Origin of the sequence: Pseudomonas sp. S04 (assembly GCF_009834545.1) — a bacterium.
In the GTDB taxonomy this organism is placed as follows: Bacteria; Pseudomonadota; Gammaproteobacteria; order Pseudomonadales; family Pseudomonadaceae; genus Aquipseudomonas.
The window spans coordinates 4,211,845-4,231,387 of sequence record NZ_CP019427.1 but is presented as its reverse complement, the minus strand read 5'-3'; the positions used below and the strand labels follow the sequence as shown (position 1 = coordinate 4,231,387).

Sequence of the window (19,543 nt, the reverse complement as noted above, 5' to 3'; positions counted from 1 at the left end):
TCCGAGGCAGGGCCTCGGCGGGGACAAGTATTAATTTGAAATGGAACTTTAATGAGGCTTCTCCCATGATTCCGGTAATTCTTTCTGGTGGTAGTGGTTCGCGCTTGTGGCCCCTTTCGCGCAAGCAGTATCCAAAGCAGTTCCTCGCCCTGACCGGCGAGCATTCGCTGTTCCAGCAGACCCTGCAGCGCCTGGACTTCGAAGGTATGCAGAGCCCGCTGATCGTGTGCAACCTTGAGCACCGCTTTATCGTCAACGAGCAACTGGAGCGGATCGGCGTCGAGGGGCACTCGACACTGCTCGAACCCTTCGGCCGCAATACCGCGCCGGCCGTGGCTATGGCCGCCTTGCAACTGCTGGCCGAGGGCCGCGACGAACTGATGCTGGTGCTGCCCGCCGACCATGTGATCGAGGACCAACCGGCGCTGCGCGAGGCACTGGAAGTGGCGCGCGCGGTGGCCGAGGAAGGGGAGATGGTGTTGTTCGGCATCCCGGTCGAGCGTCCCGAGACCGGCTTCGGCTACATCAAGGCGACCCGTGCAGGTGACGCCGGCGGGATGCATCCCGGCGTCTACCGGGTCAGCCACTTCGTCGAGAAGCCCAATGCAGAACTGGCCCGCGAGCTCGTCCGCACGGGTGGCTATTACTGGAACAGCGGCATGTTCCTGTTCCGTGCCAGCCGTTATCTGGACGAGTTGCTCAAGCATGCGCCGGGCATCTACGACGCTTGTGCGCTGGCCCTGGAACGCAGCCACCGCACCGGCAATGTCATAACCATCGATAGCGGCACCTTCGAGTGCTGCCCGGACAACTCCATCGACTACGCGGTGATGGAGAAGACCACCCGCGCTTGCGTGGTGCCGCTCGCCGCCGGCTGGAGCGACGTGGGCAACTGGTCCTCTCTGTCGGACGTGCATGAGAAGGACGAGGCCGGCAACGTGCTCAAGGGCGATGTGATGATCCACGACAGCCGCAATAGCTTCGTCCACAGCAGCAGCAAGCTGGTGGCCTTGGTCGGTGTGGACGATCTGGTGGTAGTGGAAACCAAGGATGCGGTGATGATTACCCACAAGAACTCGGTTCAGGACGTCAAAGCACTGGTCAACAGCCTGGATCTGAAGGGCCGCTCGGAAACCCAGAGCCATTGTGCGGTCAATCGACCTTGGGGCTGCTACGACTCGGTGGATAACGGTACTCGCCATCAGGTCAAGCGCATCACCGTGAAGCCCGGCGCGCAGCTGTCGCTGCAGAAGCACCACCACCGCGCCGAGCACTGGATCGTGGTATCCGGCATCGCCCAGGTGACGTGTGACGATAAGGTCTTCCTGCTGGCCGAAAACCAGTCCACCTACATCCCGATCGCCTCGGTGCACCGCCTGGCCAACCCCGGGAAAATCCCGCTGGAGATCATCGAGGTGCAGTCCGGCAGCTACCTGGGTGAGGACGACATCGAGCGCCTGGAGGATGTCTATGGGCGGACTGGCGAGGCGCTGCCGGCCCCCAAGCTGGTGGTCGGCGTTTGAGCCAAAGCACCCGGGTCAGCCGGTGGATCCCTGCACGCCGATCCCTTGGCTGATTACCGATGCACGTCAGGTGCTGCTCAAAGCAGCGCTTGAACGTTGCTTGGCGTATAGCGCAGTGCTATCACCTGGCGCATAATCAGGGCATGTCCGGGTGTGCTATCCCCGTTTCAGTTTTATACATCGATAACAGGGACGTTTACCGTTGTTAAAAAAGAAAATAGTGTCCGCTTTGATCTTGGTTGGTGCGTCGGTCTTTACAGTATTCAATTTTTTCAGTCTGTTTTTTTCTGGATATTAGCCATCCATTCGGCGATCAGGACGACTGATCGGCGAGCGCGAACTTATGTGCGGTGGTTGTGGCTGAGCAGTCGTTAATGGCTGATTCTGGAAGACTTGGAACTTGATGATTTAAGGAATTCAATTGCTTGTCAGCGTTAAATATGGAGTTGAAAAGTCAGTATGGATACCGAGCACGCTGTACAAGTTATCGCTATCGCCAGCGGTAAGGGCGGTGTAGGCAAAACTACTGTGGCGGTGAATCTATCATTGGCGCTGGCGGAGCTTGGGCGCCGCGTCGTTTTGCTGGATTCAAACCTTGAGTTCCCGAATGTCGACGTCCAATTGGGGCTTGTGCCACGGTATACGCTTGTCGATCTGATCGAGGGCCGCTGTGAATTGTCCGATACCTTGATGGACGGGCCGGGAGGAGTGCGCGTAGTTGCATCTGGTTCAGGTGTCCCGAGTATGGTGCGCCTGTCGCGGGCTCAGCATTCAGGCCTGATACAGGCATTCAGCGAGATAGCGGACAGCCTGGACGTGCTGGTGATCGACACCGCCACGGGTATTGGCGAACCGGTAGTCAGCTTCATTCGAGCTGCCCATGAAGTCTTGGTGATTGTATGCGATGAGCCGGCGTCCATCTCCGGGGCTTACGCGTTGATCAAAGTACTTAATCATGAGCACGGAATGAAGCGCTTCAGGGTGTTGGCCAACATGGAGATCAACCCCCTGGAAGGGCAGAATTTGTTTGCCAAGCTTATTAAACTCACGGACCACTTCCTGGATGTTTTCCTGGAGTATGCGGGAGCAATTCCTTACGACGAATATGTACGTAATGCCGCGCAGACACGGCGGGCGGTTTACGAGAGACATCCGCGATGCAAATGCAGCAAAGCCTTTCAGGAGGTAGCGCTCAAGGCTGACGCGTGGCCATTGCTGGGCGCTCCAAGAGGGCATGTAGAGTTTTTTGTCGAGCGACTTGTTAGCCACTCAAAAAGGTAATAACGCTCTGCTGCTTCGTGTGAATTTTTTTATTGCATTGGGTCAGAGTGTTTATACAGTTTTTACTCCCTGGAGCTACATGAATAAGTTGAAAAAAACGGCGACCCTCGGGTCGCCGTTTTTTTATCTATCAGGCTTTGCGCCAATTCAGAATCATCAGCGTCACCACCCCCGCGACAATCCCCCAGAACGCCGAGCCAATGGAAAACAGCGTCAGCCCCGATGCCGTGACCATGAAGGTGATCAGCGCCGCTTCACGCTCCCGGGTTTCACTCATGGCAATGCTCAGGCCATTGATGATGGAACCGAACAGCGCCAGTGCGGCAATCGACAGCACCAACTCCTTGGGCAAGGCCGCGAACAGCGCCGCCAACGTTGCCCCGAAGACCCCGGCAATGCCGTAGAAAATCCCGCACCAGACCGCCGCGGTGTAGCGCTTGTTGCGATCTTCATGGGCGTGCGGCCCGGTGCAGATTGCTGCGCTGATGGCCGCCAGGTTGATCCCGTGGGAGCCGAACGGTGCCAGCAGCAGCGAGGCAACGCCAGTGGCGGTGATCAGTGGCGAGGCTGGCACGTCATAGCCATCGGCGCGCAGCACCGCGATGCCGGGCATGTTTTGCGAGGTCATGGCCACCACAAACAGCGGGATGCCGATGCTGATGGTCGCGGCGAGGGAAAAGTGCGGGGTGGTCCATACCGGCGTCGCTACTTCGAGGTGGAAGCCGCTGAAGTCCAGCAGGCCCATGAACCCCGACAACGCCGTGCCGATCAACAGCGCCGCCAGCACCGCGTAGCGCGGCGACAGGCGCTTGACCACCAGGTAGGTGAAAAACATCCCCAGGACCAGGCCGGTACGGTGTTGGGCAGCGACGAAGATCTCGCTGCCGATCTTGAACAGGATCCCGGCCAGCAAGGCTGCGGCCAGCGACGCCGGAATGCGTTTGACCAGGCGTTCGAAGCTGCCGGTCATGCCGCAGATCGTTACCAGCACCGCGCAGGTGATGTAGGCCCCAATCGCTTCGCCGTAGCTGACCCCCGACAGGCTGGTGATCAGCAGCGCAGCGCCCGGCGTCGACCAGGCAATGGTAATGGGGGTGCGATAACGCAGGGACAGGCCGATGGAGCACACCGCCATGCCGATCGAGATGGCCCAGATCCACGAGGAAATCTGCCCGCTGGTCAGGCCGGCGGCCTGTCCGGCCTGGAACATCAGCACCAGGGAGCTGGTATAGCCGGTCATCATTGCGATGAAGCCGGCGACAATGGCCGAGGGTGAGGTATCGGCCAGCGGGCGGAGCTGGGTGCGGGTGGCGTCGTTCATGACAGCGCTGTTCCTTGTGTCTTGTAGGCCGCGAGTGAAGCGGGCAGGCGTTTTGCGAGTTCAAGCCTAAACTCAAACGTAACTGATCGTTGCAATACAGCCGGGGGCGTATATGGCCGTACAGTCGTGTTGCCACCTGCAGTTGTGTACAATATGCCGTGTTTTTTACGCGATACTTGCCAGCGACCCACTGTGACGTATTACAGTCACGGTCTCTTCGCCGCAGTTCTCCCGACTCGAGTGCCCATGAACGAACAGTTGCAGCCCCTCAAGAAACAACCGCGAGCAGGCAAAGCCGGCCGCAGCGGAACCCAGGACGATATTGTCTATGCGCATATCTTCGAGGCCATCCTCGAACAGCGCCTGGCGCCCGGTACCAAATTGAGCGAAGAGGCGCTGGGAGAGATTTTCGGGGTCAGCCGCACCATCATTCGCCGCGCCCTGTCGCGCCTGGCCCACGAAGGCGTGGTGCTGTTGCGCCCGAATCGTGGCGCCGTGGTTGCCAGCCCGAGTGTCGACGAAGCGCGCCAGGTGTTCATGGCCCGGCGTCTGGTGGAGCGGGCGATTACTGAACTTGCGGTCGAACACGCCAGCGCCGAAGAGCTGAGCGAGTTGCGCCAGATGGTCAACGACGAGCGCGACAGCTTTTCCCGCGGTGACCGCGGTGCGGGTATCCGCCTTTCCGGGGAGTTTCACCTGAAGCTGGCCGAGGCAGCGAAAAACGCGCCATTGATCAGCTTCCAGCGCAGCCTGGTGTCGCAGACTTCGTTGATCATTGCCCAGTACGAAAGTGGTAACCGCTCGCACTGTTCCTATGACGAACACACCCAGTTGATCGATGCCATCGAAGCCCGCGACGCGACGCTGGCGGTGAACCTGATGATGCATCACATGGATCACATCGACAGCAAGCTCAACCTCGACGAAGAAAGCGCCTCGGACGACCTGCACGCGGTGTTCTCCCATCTGCTGCAGACCAAGAAGCCAGGGCGCTCACCCGCCAAGCTCTGATCCGAAATTGTGTCGCGCCAATCGCGGGCAAGCCCGCTCCCACAAGGTCTGTGGTGTACTGGAATTTTGTAATCACCGAAGATCACTGTGGGAGCGGGCTTGCTCCGGGCGGCGTTCCGACGATAGCAATCTGACAGACAAGAAAAATCCCCCAGGCTGCAAAGCGCAGGGGGATTTTTTATGCCTGTGGAAACCTAGCGCTGGTGCACCAGGTTCCCCGCCGCATAAGTCTGCAGCACCGTCCGGTCATCCCCCAGGGTCATCAATACAAACAGGGTTTCGGCGATGTTGTTCGCCTGTTGCAGGCGGTAGCTGAGCAGCGGAGTGGCGTGATAATCGAGCACCAGGAAGTCGGCGTCGGTGCCCGGTTGCAGGGTCCCGATCCGGTCTTCCAGGCGTAGCGCGCGGGCGCCGCCGAGGGTCGCCAGGTACAGCGACTTGAACGGACTCAGGCGTGCGCCTTGCAGTTGCATGACTTTGTAGGCTTCGTTGAGGGTGTGTAGCAGCGAGAAGCTGGTGCCAGCGCCCACATCGGTACCGAGACCGACGAGGAGGTTGTGTTTCTCGGCCATCGGCAGGTTGAACAGGCCGCTGCCGAGGAAGAAGTTGGAAGTCGGGCAGAACGCCACCGCCGAGCCGGTCTCGGCCAGCCGTGCACATTCGTCGTCACACAGGTGCACGCCATGGGCGAACACCGAGCGCTCACCCAGCAACTGGTAATGGTCGTAGACATCCAGGTAGCCCTTGCGCTCCGGGAACAGTTCCTTGACCCATTCGATCTCCTGCAGGTTTTCACTGATGTGGGTCTGCATGTACAGGTCGGGGTACTCGCTGAGCAACTGGCCGGCGAGGGTCAGTTGCTCCGGGGTGCTGGTCGGCGCAAAGCGTGGGGTCACTGCGTAGTGCAGGCGGCCCTTGCCGTGCCAGCGCTCGATCAGCACCTTGCTTTGCTCGTAGCTGGATTCAGCGGTGTCGGTCAGGTAGTCCGGCGCGTTGCGGTCCATCATCACCTTGCCGGCGATCATCCGCAGGTCGAGTTTTTGCGCCTGCTCGAAGAACGAGTCCACCGATTGCGGGTGCACGCTGCCGAACACCAGGGCAGTGGTGGTGCCGTTGCGCAGCAGTTCCTTGATGAAGATCCCGGCGACTTCTTCGGCGTGGGCCTTGTCGGCGAACTGGCTTTCGCAAGGGAAGGTGTAGGTGTTGAGCCAGTCCAGCAATTGTTCGCCATACGCACCGACCATGCCGGTTTGCGGCAGGTGGATGTGGGTGTCGATGAAGCCAGGGGTAATCAAGGCGTCTTTGTGGTGGACCACTTCAATGTCCGCCGGCAGGCTGGCCAGCAGCTCGCTGGCATGGCCGAGGGCGCTGATCCGGCCGTTTTCGGTGACCAGCAAGCCATCTTCGAAATACTGGTAAGAGGCTTCAATGCCGACCACGGCAGGGTCGGCGATGCTGTGCAGGATGGCGGCGCGGTAGGCTTTGCGAGTCGAAGGCATGGGGGTTCTCAGTTCGTGGCTTGACTGCGGCGTGAGGCGGGCAGCAGTTTGGCAATGGGTTCGGCGCGAGCGGTGCCCTGGCCGAAATTCGCGTTATAGGTGGCGATGATTTCGCCGGCGATGGAGATGGCAATTTCCACAGGCAATTTGCCTTTGACTTCGCCGATGCCCATCGGGCAACGCATGCGTTGCACGGTGCTGGTGTCGAATCCGCGATCGCGCAGGCGGTGTTCGAACTTCACGCGCTTGGTCTTCGAGCCGATCAGGCCGAAATAGGCGAAGTCGTTGCGCTTGAGGATGGCGGCCGTGAGCTCCAGGTCGAGCTGGTGATTGTGGGTCATGACGATGCAGTAGCTGCCCGCCGGCAGGTCGTCGATTTCGTCCACCGGGTCTTCGCTGACGATTTTACGCACGCCATGGGGAATGTGTTCCGGGAACTCGGCATCCCGCGAGTCGATCCAGCGCACCCGGCAGGGCAGGCTGGCGAGCAGGGGCACCAGGGCGCGGCCGACATGACCGGCGCCAAACACGGCGATCTGTGCCTGCACCTGGCCCATGGGTTCGAACAACAGCACGGTGGCGCCGCCACAGCACTGGCCGAGGCTAGCGCCGAGGCTGAAGCGCTCCAGGTGGGTGTCCTGCTTGCCGCTGGACAGCATCTGCCGGGCGATCTGCATCGCCTTGTATTCCAGATGCCCGCCACCGATGGTGTCGTAGGTGTGCGTGGCGCTGATGACCATTTTCGAGCCAGCGTTGCGCGGCGTCGAGCCGAGCTCTTCGATGATGGTCACCAGGACGCAGGCTTCGCCCTGGGATTGCAGGTCGGCGAGGGCGTCGATCCAGTTGTACATGTTCACCTCGACATCTGTGTGTCTGTTAGTCCGCTATCGCGAGCAAGCTCGCTCCCACATTGGATCTGTACAGGTCTATCAGTCAGCACATGACCCTGTGGGAGCGGGCTTGCCCGCGAAGGGCGCGACGCAGTCTCAAAGCGGAGCCAACTCAGACTCAGTTTCGACTGGCTTCACCGCCTTCAACTGGCGCATCTGTTCACAGCCCCACAACACCCGTTCCGGGGTCGCCGGTGCGTCGATCCTTGGTTGGTGCCGGTAGTCGCCCAGGCTCGCCACCGCGTCCTTGATCGCACACCAGGCGGCGATGCCGAGCATGAACGGCGGCTCGCCCACGGCCTTGGAGTGGAACACCGTGTCTTCCGGGTTCTTGCGGTTTTCCACCAGCTTGACCCGCAGGTCCAGCGGCATGTCGGCCACCGCCGGGATCTTGTAGCTGGCCGGGCCGTTGGTCATCAGCTTGCCCTTGTTGTTCCACACCAGCTCTTCCATGGTCAGCCAGCCCATGCCCTGGATGAAACCGCCTTCGACCTGGCCGATGTCGATGGCCGGGTTCAGCGAGGCGCCGACATCATGCAGGATGTCGGTGCGCAGCATTTTGTATTCGCCGGTCAGGGTGTCGATGAGCACTTCGCAGCAGGCCGCACCGAAGGCGAAGTAGTAGAACGGCCGACCACGGGCCTGGCTGCGGTCGTAGAAGATTTTCGGAGTCTTGTAGAAGCCGGTGCTGGACAGCGAGACCTGAGCGAAATACGCCTGCTGGATCAGCGCTTCGAAGGTCAGGATGTGATCCCGAATCCGCACGTGGCCGTTGTGGAACTCCACGTCGGCTTCACTGACTTCATACTTGCGCGCGGCGAACTCCACGAGGCGCTGCTTGATGATTTCTGCGGCATTCTGCGCCGCCTTGCCATTGAGGTCGGCACCGCTGGAGGCGGCGGTCGGCGAGGTGTTCGGCACCTTGTCGGTGTTGGTCGCGGTGATTTGTACGCGATCGATTTCCACCTGGAACACTTCGGCCACCACCTGCGCGACCTTGATGTTCAGGCCCTGGCCCATCTCGGTGCCGCCATGGTTGAGGTGGATGCTGCCGTCGGTGTAGACGTGGATCAGTGCGCCCGCCTGGTTGAGGAAGCTGGCAGTGAAGGAAATGCCGAATTTCACCGGGGTCAGCGCCAGGCCCTTTTTCAGGATCGGGCTGTTGGCGTTGTAGCGGCGGATCGCTTCGCGACGCTCGGCGTACTGGCTGCTTTCTTCCAGTTCCGCGGTCATTTCCTCGAGCATGTTGTGCTCGACGGTCTGGTAGTAGTGGGTGACGTTGCGCTCGGTCTTGCCGTAGTAGTTGGCCTTGCGCACGGCCAGCGGGTCGAGCCCCAGGTGACGGGCAATGGCGTCCATCACTTCTTCGATGGCGACCATCCCCTGAGGGCCGCCGAAACCACGGTAGGCGGTGTTCGAGGCGGTGTTGGTCTTGCAGCGGTGACCATTGATGGTCGCATCGCCCAGGTAGTACGAGTTGTCGGAGTGGAACATCGCCCGGTCGACGATGGAGGCCGACAGGTCCGGCGAGCAACCGCAGTTGCCCGCCAGGTCGAGGGCGATACCGTGCAGGCGCCCGCTGTTGTCGAAGCCGACGTCGTACTCGACGTAGAACGGGTGGCGCTTGCCGGTCATCAGCATGTCTTCGACCCGCGGCAGGCGCATCTTGGTCGGTTGGCCCGTCAGGTGGGCGATCACCGCGCACAGGCACGCCGGGCTGGCGGCCTGGGTTTCCTTGCCGCCGAAACCGCCGCCCATGCGGCGCATGTCGACCACGATCTTGTTCATCGACACGTCGAGGACTTCGGCCACCAGCTTCTGCACTTCGGTGGGGTTCTGGGTCGAGCAGTAGACGATCATGCCGCCATCTTCCGTCGGCATCACCGAGGAAATCTGGGTTTCCAGGTAGAAGTGTTCCTGGCCGCCAATGTGCAGCGTGCCCTGGATGCGATGCTCGGCGGTGGCCAGCGCAGTGGCCGAGTCGCCGCGCTGGTGGGTGTGGCTGTCGAGTACGAAGTGGCGTTTGCGCAGGGCTTCGACCACGTCCAGCACCGGTTCCAGGTCTTCGTATTCGATGATCGCGGCCATGGCGGCCTTGCGCGCGGTTTCCAGGTCTTTCGCCGCGACGGCGAGCACCGGTTGACCGACGAATTGCACGTCATCGATCGCCAGCAGCGGGTCGCCCGGCAACAGCGGCCCGATGTCTTTCAGGCCCGGCACGTCTGCATGGGTAATGGCAATGCGCACGCCTTCGAAGGCGTAGCAGGGCTGGGTGTCGATGCTGATGATTTTCGCGTGGGCGCGGTCCGACAGGCGTGCATAGACGTGCAGCTGATTGGGAAACTCCAGCCGGTCATCGATGTACTGGGCTTCACCGGACACGTGTTTGGCGGCGCTGTCGTGCTTGACGCTACGGCCGACCCCGGTGGTCAGGTCCTTGGCGAACAGTTCAGCCAGTTCGGCCTGGGTCTTCTCTACGGCGTGATGATTAGACATAAGCGGTCACCCGGGTCTCGATGTGCGGTGTTTGCAGCTCGATGAAATACTTGCGCAGCAGGTTCTGCGCGCTGAGCAGGCGGTATTCCTTGCTGGCGCGAAAGTCCGAGAGCGGGGTGAAATCTTCGGCCAGGGCCGCGCACGCGGCTTCGACGGTGGCATGGTTCCAGGTCGAACCGAGCAGTGCCGCTTCGCAGCTTTTGGCTCGTTTCGGGGTGGCGGCCATACCGCCGAAGGCGACGCGGGCGTCAGCGATCACGCCGTTGTCGATGCGCAGGTTAAAGGCGGCGCAGACCGCGGAAATATCATCGTCCAGGCGCTTGGACACTTTATAGGCGCGGAACTGCTGCACGGCACTGGCGCGCGGCACAATGATCTTCTCGATGAACTCGCTTTCCTGGCGCGCGGTAACCCGGTAATCGATGAAGTAGTCTTCCAGGGCCAGGGTGCGGCGGGTGTTGCCTTTGCACAGCACGATCTGTGCGCCCAGGGCGATCAGCAGCGGTGGCGAGTCGCCGATGGGCGAGGCATTGCCGATGTTGCCACCCAGGGTGCCCTGGTTGCGGATCTGCAGCGAGGCGAAGCGTTGCAGCAGTTCGCCGAAGTCCGGGTATTGGGCCTTGAGGGCCTCGTAGCAGTCGGAGAGGGCGGTGGCCGCGCCGATTTCCAGGCGATCGGCAAAGTGTTCGATGCGCTTCATTTCGGCGACATTGCCGACGTAGATCATCACTGGCAGGGTGCGGTGGAACTGGGTGACTTCCAACGCCAGGTCAGTGCCGCCGGCCAACAGCCGGGCTTGCGGATAGGCGTCATAGAGGTCGGCCAGGTCAGCCACGGTCAACGGCACCAGGCAACGTTTGTCGCCGCAGTTGAGTTCACCGATGTCGGTGGGGGCGATGGCCTTCAGGCGGGCGATGGTCTCGGCTTCACGGGCATCGAACTGGTCGGGCTGTTTGCCGCAGCAGGACTGTTCGGCGGCTTCGAGAATCGGCCGGTAGCCGGTGCAGCGGCAGAGGTTGCCGGCGAGGGCTTCATGGGCCTTGTGGGCGTCGGGTTGGTCGCTGTTTTTCTGCAGGGCGAACAACGACATGACAAACCCCGGCGTGCAGAAGCCGCACTGCGAGCCGTGGCATTCGACCATGGCCTTCTGCACGCTGTGCAGTTGGCCCTGATGCTTGAGGTCTTCGACGCTGATCAACTGTTTGCCATGCAGCGAGGAGACAAACGTCAGGCACGAGTTGAGGCTGCGATAGCGAATATGTTCGCGGCCGGCGTCATCACTTTGCAGTTCACCGACCACCACAGTGCACGCGCCACAGTCACCGCTGGCGCAACCTTCTTTGGTGCCGGACTTGCCCAAGTGCTCGCGCAGGTAGTTGAGCACAGTCAGGTTGGGGTCCAGGGCGTGCTCGCTACGGAGTTCCTGGTTGAGTAAAAACTGGATCACGGAAGGCCTCGCAGACTCATTATTGTTGTTAACCGTTATGACCTGAATTTATCAGGTCTGACTTTTCGGTCAATGGTTTTCTGACTTAAAGGTCAGGAAATTACCTTTTGTCGATCAGCAACCTCATGCTTTGAGTATTGACCCTCTGGGCCCAGCTCGCTTTTTGCTTGAATCGTGCCAATTTCCACTGGCCGGGCCCTGCATCATCCACTACCAAGTGCGCTACACTGCGCCGCTTGTACAGATCGAAGAGTTTGAAGGAAAACCATGACGTTCAAGGCGCCGGACAGCCTCGCCGAGCAAATTGCTCAACACCTCGCCGAACGCATCATTCGCGGCGAAATGAAGCCAGGAGAGCGCATCCAGGAACAGAAGGTCACGCTGGCGCTCAATGTCAGCCGCGGTTCGGTCCGTGAAGCCTTGCTGATCCTCGAACGACGCCACCTGATCGCGATCCTGCCGCGACGCGGCGCCCATGTCACCGAGCTCACCGCGCACAAGGTGCAGAGCCTGTGCACCCTGATGAGCGAGCTGTACATCCTGCTGGGCAACGCCGTGGCCAATGGCTGGCGCGTCCAGGCCGACATGGCGCCCTTCGTGCAGATCCAGCAGCGCCTGAACGCCAGCTACGAACGCCAGGACATCCGCACCTTCGTCGACGACAGCTTCAATGTGATGCGCGCCGCGTACCCGTTCGCCAATAACCCCTACCTGCAGGAGACTGTCGAGAACCTGCAGCCGGCCATGAGTCGCGCGTATTTCCTGGCCCTGGAACAACGCAAGGCGGAAATGAGCGAGTTCCTCGAACTGTTCGAACGCCTGCTCGCCGCCGTGCTCGCCCGTGACCTGCCACAGATCCGCATCGTGCTCTCGGCCTACGCCCAGCGCAGTTGCGACCTGGTGCTGTCTGCCTTGCCGGCGGCCTGAGCGTGCGGCTCAAGTGCATCAAACTGGCGGGGTTCAAATCCTTCGTCGACCCGACCACGGTGAACTTCCCCAGTAACATGGCGGCGGTGGTCGGGCCCAATGGCTGCGGCAAGTCGAACATCATCGACGCCGTACGTTGGGTGATGGGCGAGAGCTCGGCGAAGAACCTGCGTGGCGAGTCGATGACCGACGTCATCTTCAATGGCTCCACCAGCCGCAAGCCGGTGAGCCAGGCCAGCATCGAACTGGTGTTCGACAACTCCGACGGTACCTTGCTCGGTGAATACGCCGCCTATGCGGAGATTTCGATTCGCCGCAAAGTCACCCGCGACAGCCAGACCACCTATTACCTCAACGGCACCAAGTGCCGGCGCCGCGACATCACCGACATTTTCCTCGGCACTGGCCTGGGTCCGCGCAGTTACTCGATCATCGAACAGGGGATGATCTCCAAGCTGATCGAGTCCAAGCCCGAAGACCTGCGCAACTTCATCGAGGAAGCGGCGGGGATCTCCAAATACAAGGAGCGTCGGCGCGAGACGGAAAACCGGATCCGCCGCACCCACGAAAACCTTGAGCGCCTGACCGACCTGCGCGAAGAGCTGACGCGTCAGCTCGAACGCTTGCACCGCCAGGCCGAGTCCGCCAAGAAGTATCAGGAATACAAAGCCGAGGAGCGTCAGCTCAAGGCCCAGCTGTCGGCGCTGCGTTGGCAGGCCTTGAACGAGCAGGTCGGCCAGCGTGAAGCGATCATCGGTAATCAGGAAGTCAGTTTCGAAGCCCTGGTGGCCGAGCAGCGCAATGCCGATGCGAGCATCGAACGCTTGCGTGACGGGCACCACGATCTCTCCGAACGCTTCAATCTGGTGCAGGGGCGCTTTTATTCGGTTGGCGGCGACATCGCCCGGGTCGAGCAGAGTATCCAGCACGGCCAGCAACGCTTGCGCCAGCTGCAGGACGATCTCAAGGAAGCCGAGCGCGCGCGCCTGGAAACCGAATCCCACCTGGGCCATGACCGCACGCTGCTGCTGACCCTGGGCGAAGAGTTGGACATGCTGACCCCGGAGCAGGAAATCACCAGCGCCGCGGCCGAGGAAGCCGCAGCCGCGCTGGAAGAATCCGAAACCACCATGCATGGCTGGCAGGAGCAGTGGGACGCTTTCAACCTCAGTTCGGCCGAGCCCCGACGCCAGGCCGAGGTGCAGCAGTCGCGCATTCAGCAGTTGGAAACCAGCGTCGAGCGCTTGGCCGAGCGCCAACGCCGCCTGGCCGAGGAGCGCGACCTGCTCGCGGCGGACCCGGAAGACGCGGCAATCATGGAGCTGGGCGAGCAACTCGCCGCCAGCGAAGCAACCCTCGAGGACTTGCAGGCCAGCGAGCAGGCCCAGGTCGAGCGCCTTGAACAGTTGCGCCAGGAGCTCCAGCAGGCCTTGCACAATCAGCAGCAGGCCCAGGGCGACCTGCAACGACTCAATGGTCGCCTGGCGTCGCTGGAAGCCTTGCAGCAAGCCGCGCTCGACCCGGGTACCGGCACGGCGCAATGGTTGCGTGAGCAAGAACTGGCCGAGCGCCCGCGCCTGGCCGAGGGCCTGAGCGTGCAGGCGGGCTGGGAGCTGGCGGTGGAAACCGTGCTTGGCGCCGACTTGCAGGCAGTGCTGGTGGACGATTTTGCCGGCCTCGACCTGGCTGGGTTTGCCCAGGGCGATTTGCGCCTGCTCAGCCCGGGCATCGACGGTGTGCGGGTGGCAGGCAGCTTGCTGGACAAGGTCGAGGCGCAGATCGACCTGTCGCCGTGGCTGGGCCAGGTCAAGCCGGTGGAAACCCTTGAGCAGGGCTTGGCCTTGCGCGGCCAGTTGGCGGCCGGCGAAAGCCTGATCAGCCGCGACGGCTACTGGATCGGCCGGCACTTTTTGCGCGTGCGTCGCGCCAGCGAAGCCGAAAGCGGGGTGTTGGCCCGTGGCCAGGAAATCCAGGCCCTGGGCCTGGAGCGCGAGGAGCGTGAAGCCACGGTCGAACAGCTTGAAACCACCCTGCAGAACCTGCGCGCCCAGCAGCGGCAACAGGAAAACGGCCGCGAACACCTGCGCCGCCTGCTGCAGGACGAAGCGCGCCAGCAGGGCGAGCTCAAGGCGCAATTGTCCGCGGGCAAGGCCAAGGCCGAGCAGTTGACCTTGCGCCGTACCCGGCTCGACGAAGAGTTGGTGGAGCTGGGCGAGCAGCGCGAGCTCGAACATGAACAGATCGGCGAGTCGCGCCTGCAATTGCAAGGCGCCCTCGACAGCATGGCCCTGGACACCGAGCAGCGCGAGTTGCTGCTGGCCCAGCGCGACAGCCTGCGCGAGCGCCTCGATCGGGTGCGCCAGGAAGCCCGGCAGCACAAGGATCATGCGCACCAGTTGGCGGTGCGCCTGGGTTCACTCAAGGCGCAACACGATTCCACCCGCCAGGCCCTGGAACGCCTGGAGCTGCAGTCCGAGCGCCTGACCGAAAAGCGTGAACAGCTGAGCCTCAACCTGGAGGAGGGTGAAGCGCCGCTGGAAGAGTTGCGGCTCAAGCTCGAAGAACTGCTCGACAAGCGCATGAGTGTCGATGAAGAACTGCGCACCGCCCAGGTCGCGCTGGAGGAGGCCGACCGTGAGCTGCGCGAGGCCGAGAAGCGGCGCACCCAGGCGGAACAGCAGTCGCAGTTGATCCGCAGCCAGCTCGAGCAGCAGCGCATGGAATGGCAGGCCCTGACCGTGCGCCGCAAAACCCTGCAGGAGCAATTGCTCGAAGACGGCTATGACCTGCACGGCGTGCTCGCGACCCTGGTGGCCGAGGCGAACGAGAACGACGCCGAAGAAGAACTTGAGCGCATCGCCGCACGGATTCAGCGCCTGGGGGCGATCAACCTGGCGGCCATCGACGAATATCAGCAACAGTCCGAGCGTAAACACTATCTCGACGCCCAGGACGCCGACCTGGTGGAAGCCCTCGATACCCTGGAAAACGTCATTCGCAAGATCGACAAGGAAACCCGCAATCGCTTCAAGGACACCTTTGATCAGATCAACGGTGGTTTGCAGGCCTTGTTTCCAAAAGTTTTCGGTGGCGGCAGCGCTTATTTGGAACTGACGGGCGAAGATCTACTCGATACAGGGGTGACAATCATGGCGCGTCCACCCGGGAAGAAGAACAGCACCATCCATTTGCTCTCTGGCGGCGAAAAAGCCCTGACCGCATTGGCCCTGGTATTTGCCATCTTCAAACTCAATCCTGCGCCGTTCTGTATGCTCGATGAAGTTGACGCCCCGCTGGATGACGCTAACGTTGGACGCTACGCAAGACTGGTCAAAGAGATGTCGCAGACGGTGCAGTTCATCTATATCACCCACAACAAGATCGCCATGGAAATGGCCGACCAGTTGATGGGGGTGACGATGCACGAGCCCGGTTGTTCGCGTCTGGTGGCTGTGGATGTCGAGGAGGCGATGGCGATGGTGGACGCCTGACGTCCTGGGTTTAAGCCATATGTTTATGGGAAGTAAGGATTTTTACCGGTACGGATTACTGGCCAATCGACATATTCGCTGAAGCCACTGTGACAGACGGTGTAAAGTTACCTTTGGTCGTGCTAGTTTAATGTCAATTTATCGTGTACGTGGGCAAAACGCCTGTCAGAACATAGAGTTGGCGCCACGTTTTAAAGCGGTTTACAGCTTGTAAACCCCTTATTTTTCAGCATTTTTTATAGAGGCACGGGATTACATGGAAATCGGTCTGCGCGAGTGGCTGATCGTCATCGGCATCATAGTCATTGCCGGTATTCTTTTTGATGGCTGGCGGCGCATGCGCGGCGGCAAGGGCAAACTCAAGTTTCGCCTGGACCGCAGCCTGTCCAATCTGCCGGACGAGGACAGCGGTGCCGAACTGCTGGGCCCGCCGCGGGTGCTCGATAACCACAAAGAGCCGCAACTGGACGAGCACGACCTGCCGTCGGTCAGCATGCCTGCCCGTGAGCCCCGCGAGTCGGGCTCCAAGCGTGGCAAGCGTGGCCACGGCGAGCCGGCGCAAGGCGACTTGAACCTTAATCTGGACCTGGACGGCGGCCCGAGCTTCAGCAGCCGTGACGGCGATTTCCCGGATGAAACCAAGGCCTCGAGCGGGGCGGCGAGCAAGGACCAACCGCAAGCCGAAGAAGTGCTGGTGATCAGCGTGATCTGCCGTGATGCCGGTGGCTTCAAGGGCCCGGCGCTGTTGCAGAACATTCTCGAAAGTGGCCTGCGTTTCGGCGAGATGGATATTTTCCACCGCCACGAAAGCATGGCGGGCAACGGCGAAGTCCTGTTCTCCATGGCTAACGCAGTCAAGCCGGGTATTTTTGACCTGGACGACATCGACCACTTCAGCACCCCGGCGGTCAGCTTCTTCCTTGGCCTGCCGGGTCCGCGTCATCCGAAGCAGGCGTTCGATGTGATGGTCGCCGCTGCACGCAAGTTGTCCCAGGAGCTCAATGGCGAGCTCAAGGACGATCAGCGCAGCGTCCTGACGGCACAGACCATCGAACACTACCGTCAGCGCATCGTCGAATTCGAGCGTCGCGCCCTGACCCAGAAGCGCTGAAATTGGCAATGTGTGGGATACCTCCCGCACCCTGCAGGCGCTGAGCCAGCTCAGCGCCTGCAGTGAATTTGTCCGCATCAACAGATTGAGCAGCCTCGGCTGCTCTTTTGCTTTATGAGAGAACACCCATGAACGCCGCCGAAAAACGCATTCTAGAGCTTCGCGCTGAACTGGATCTGCACAACTACCGCTACCACGTGCTGGACGAGCCGAGCATTCCGGACGCCGAGTACGATCGGTTGTTCCATGAGCTCAAGGCGCTGGAGGCGGCCAACCCGCAACTGATCAGCAGCGACTCGCCGACCCAGCGCGTGGGCAGTGCGGCGCTCTCGGCATTTACCCAGGTGCGTCACGAAGTGCCGATGCTGAGCCTGGGCAACGCCTTCGAAGAAACCGATATGCGCGAGTTCGATCGCCGGGTCACCGAAGGCCTGGACTTGCCGGTCGGTGATCTGTTTGGCGGCGGCGCCGAAGTGGAGTACAGCTGCGAGCCCAAGCTCGATGGCCTGGCGGTCAGCCTGCTGTATCAGGATGGCCTGCTGGTACGAGGCGCTACCCGCGGCGACGGCACCACGGGGGAAGACATCAGCGTCAATGTGCGCACGGTGCGCAATATTCCCCTCAAGCTGCAGGGCAGCGGCTGGCCGGCGACCCTGGAAGTGCGCGGCGAAGTCTATATGTCCAAGGCCGGTTTCGAGCGCCTGAATGCCACGCAACTGGAAGTGGGCGGCAAGACCTTCGCCAACCCGCGCAATGCCGCCGCCGGCAGCTTGCGCCAGTTGGATTCGAAAATCACCGCCAGCCGGCCGCTGGAGTTCTGCTGCTACGGCATCGGCCAGGTGTCGGCGGACATTGCCGACACGCACATCGGCAATCTGCAGCAACTCAAGGCCTGGGGCATGCCGGTCAGTCGTGAACTGAAACTGGCCAAGGGCATCGGCGAATGCCTGGACTACTACCGCGATATCGGTGAGCGGCGCAATGCACTGCCTTACGAGATCGATGGCGTGGTGTTCAAGGTCAACAGTATCGCCGCGCAGCGTGAGCTGGGCTTCCGTGCCCGTGAGCCGCGCTGGGCGATTGCCCATAAATTCCCGGCCATGGAAGAACTCACCGAACTGCTCGACGTGGAATTCCAGGTCGGCCGCACTGGAGCGGTGACGCCGGTGGCGCGCCTCAAGCCGGTGAAAGTGGCGGGTGTGACGGTGTCCAATGCGACGCTGCACAACATGGACGAAGTGGCGCGCCTGGGCCTGATGATCGGCGATACGGTGATCATTCGCCGGGCCGGTGATGTGATTCCGCAGGTGGTCCAGGTGGTCGCCGAGCGGCGTCCGGCCGATGCCCGGCCGGTGCAGATTCCCGAGAGTTGCCCGGTCTGTGGCTCCCACGTCGAGCGCACGCAGTTGATCAAGCGCAGCAAGGGGCGCGAAACCGTCAGCGAGGGCGCGGTGTACCGCTGCGTCGGACGCTTGGCCTGTGGGGCGCAGCTCAAGCAGGCGATCATCCATTTCGTTTCGCGACGGGCCATGGACATTGAAGGCCTGGGCGAAAAGAGCGTCGAGCAGTTGGTCGATGAAGGCCTGGTCAGCTCACCGGCGGACCTGTATGGGCTGACGTTCGAGCAGATCGTCGACCTGGAAGGTTTTGCCGAGCTGTCGAGCAAGAACCTGCTGGCGGCCATTGCCGACAGCAAGCGCCAGAGCCTGGCACGGTTTATCTATGCGCTGGGCATTCCGGATGTCGGTGAGGAGACCGCCAAGGTCCTGGCGCGCTCGCTGGGCTCGCTGGAGCGCGTGCAGCAGGCATTGCCGCAAGTGCTGACGTACTTGCCGGATGTTGGTCTGGAGGTCGCTCACGAGATCCACAGCTTCTTCACCGACAACCACAACCAGCAGGTGATCAAGCAGCTATTGGCGCATGGCCTGGAGATTCAGGACCAGGGCGAGTTGGGCGCCGAGTTTGCGGCGAGCACCACCCTCGGTGGCCTGCTCGACAAGTTGCACATTCCTTCGGTCGGTCCGGGCGGGGCGCAGAAGCTGGCCGACAAGTTCGGTTCGCTGCAGGCGGTGATCGACGCGGACTGGCTGGACATGCGCCAGGCACTGCCGGAGAAGCAGGCCAACGCGGTGCGCGAGTTTTTTGCGATCGAGGACAATCGCCAGCAAGCCCTGGCGGCCGAACAGCAGTTGCGTGACTTCGGCATGCATTGGCAGAGCGAGAAGAAGGTCGTCGAAGGCTTGCCGCTGGCCGGGCAGACCTGGGTGCTCACCGGTTCCCTGGAGCTGATGAGCCGCGACGTCGCCAAGGATAAGCTGGAAAGCCTGGGCGCCAAGGTTGCGGGCTCGGTGTCGGCCAAGACGTTCTGTGTGGTGGCGGGGCCGGGCGCCGGCTCGAAACTGGTCAAGGCCAATGAGCTAGGGCTCAAGGTGTTGGATGAAGAGGCATTCGTCGGGTTCTTGGCTGGGCACGGTATTGCTGTGTGATCCTCTTCGTGGGCGAGTCGCTGTGGGAGCGGGCGCCCGCTTGCGGCTTGCCCGCGATGA

General features: G+C 61.5%; 12 protein-coding genes. 7 read left to right on the top strand and 5 right to left on the bottom strand.

The genetic code is table 11. The features are described from left to right. Positions 1-65 precede the first annotated feature (65 nt). On the top strand, positions 66-1,523 hold the full coding sequence (locus tag PspS04_RS18615; RefSeq protein ID WP_159997094.1) for a mannose-1-phosphate guanylyltransferase/mannose-6-phosphate isomerase: 1,458 nt from the start codon (positions 66-68) through the stop codon (positions 1,521-1,523). A gap of 459 nt (positions 1,524-1,982) precedes the next feature. After that, positions 1,983-2,804, top strand: coding sequence for a MinD/ParA family protein (locus PspS04_RS18610; protein ID WP_159997092.1), 822 nt, complete (start codon positions 1,983-1,985; stop codon positions 2,802-2,804). A gap of 130 nt (positions 2,805-2,934) precedes the next feature. Here PspS04_RS18610 and PspS04_RS18605 read toward each other — a convergent pair whose 3' ends face one another. Further along, the gene (locus tag PspS04_RS18605) at positions 2,935-4,125 is read right to left on the bottom strand and encodes a benzoate/H(+) symporter BenE family transporter (protein WP_095165439.1); all 1,191 of its coding nucleotides are present in this window, start codon (positions 4,123-4,125) and stop codon (positions 2,935-2,937) included. Between the two features lie 246 nt (positions 4,126-4,371). Between PspS04_RS18605 and PspS04_RS18600 the strand changes: the two genes are divergently transcribed. After that, a complete protein-coding gene (locus tag PspS04_RS18600; protein WP_095165437.1) occupies positions 4,372-5,136 on the top strand; it encodes a GntR family transcriptional regulator in 765 nt (254 codons plus the stop codon). 194 nt (positions 5,137-5,330) lie between these two features. Here PspS04_RS18600 and guaD read toward each other — a convergent pair whose 3' ends face one another. The 4 genes from guaD to xdhA form a co-directional block, all read right to left on the bottom strand. Beyond that, positions 5,331-6,635: a guanine deaminase gene (gene guaD / locus PspS04_RS18595; protein ID WP_095165436.1), complete on the bottom strand. Its 1,305-nt coding sequence runs from the start codon at positions 6,633-6,635 to the stop codon at positions 5,331-5,333. 8 nt (positions 6,636-6,643) lie between these two features. Beyond that, positions 6,644-7,486, bottom strand: coding sequence for a xanthine dehydrogenase accessory protein XdhC (gene xdhC / locus PspS04_RS18590; RefSeq protein WP_095165434.1), 843 nt, complete (start codon positions 7,484-7,486; stop codon positions 6,644-6,646). A 135-nt stretch (positions 7,487-7,621) separates the two neighbouring features. After that, a complete protein-coding gene (gene xdhB / locus PspS04_RS18585; RefSeq protein ID WP_159997090.1) occupies positions 7,622-10,021 on the bottom strand; it encodes a xanthine dehydrogenase molybdopterin binding subunit in 2,400 nt (799 codons plus the stop codon). Next, positions 10,014-11,468 carry a xanthine dehydrogenase small subunit gene (gene xdhA, locus PspS04_RS18580; RefSeq protein ID WP_159997088.1) on the bottom strand — a complete coding sequence of 485 codons (1,455 nt, stop codon included), beginning with the start codon at positions 11,466-11,468 and terminating at the stop codon, positions 10,014-10,016. The genes xdhB and xdhA overlap by 8 nt, the downstream gene beginning before the upstream one ends. A 267-nt stretch (positions 11,469-11,735) precedes the next feature. On the opposite strand from xdhA, the gene PspS04_RS18575 reads away from it, so the two are divergent. The 4 genes from PspS04_RS18575 (at position 11,736) to ligA (ending at position 19,483) form a co-directional block, all read left to right on the top strand. Then, the gene (locus PspS04_RS18575) at positions 11,736-12,395 is read left to right on the top strand and encodes a GntR family transcriptional regulator (protein WP_159997086.1); all 660 of its coding nucleotides are present in this window, start codon (positions 11,736-11,738) and stop codon (positions 12,393-12,395) included. A 2-nt stretch (positions 12,396-12,397) separates the two neighbouring features. Further along, complete coding sequence (smc, locus tag PspS04_RS18570; RefSeq protein ID WP_159997084.1) at positions 12,398-15,886, top strand: chromosome segregation protein SMC; 3,489 nt, start codon at positions 12,398-12,400, stop codon at positions 15,884-15,886. A gap of 256 nt (positions 15,887-16,142) precedes the next feature. Further along, entirely contained in the window at positions 16,143-16,997 is an 855-nt protein-coding gene (zipA, locus tag PspS04_RS18565; RefSeq protein WP_095165425.1) for a cell division protein ZipA, read from the top strand. A gap of 128 nt (positions 16,998-17,125) precedes the next feature. Then, entirely contained in the window at positions 17,126-19,483 is a 2,358-nt protein-coding gene (ligA, locus tag PspS04_RS18560) for an NAD-dependent DNA ligase LigA (protein ID WP_159997082.1), read from the top strand. Positions 19,484-19,543: the final 60 nt, after the last annotated feature.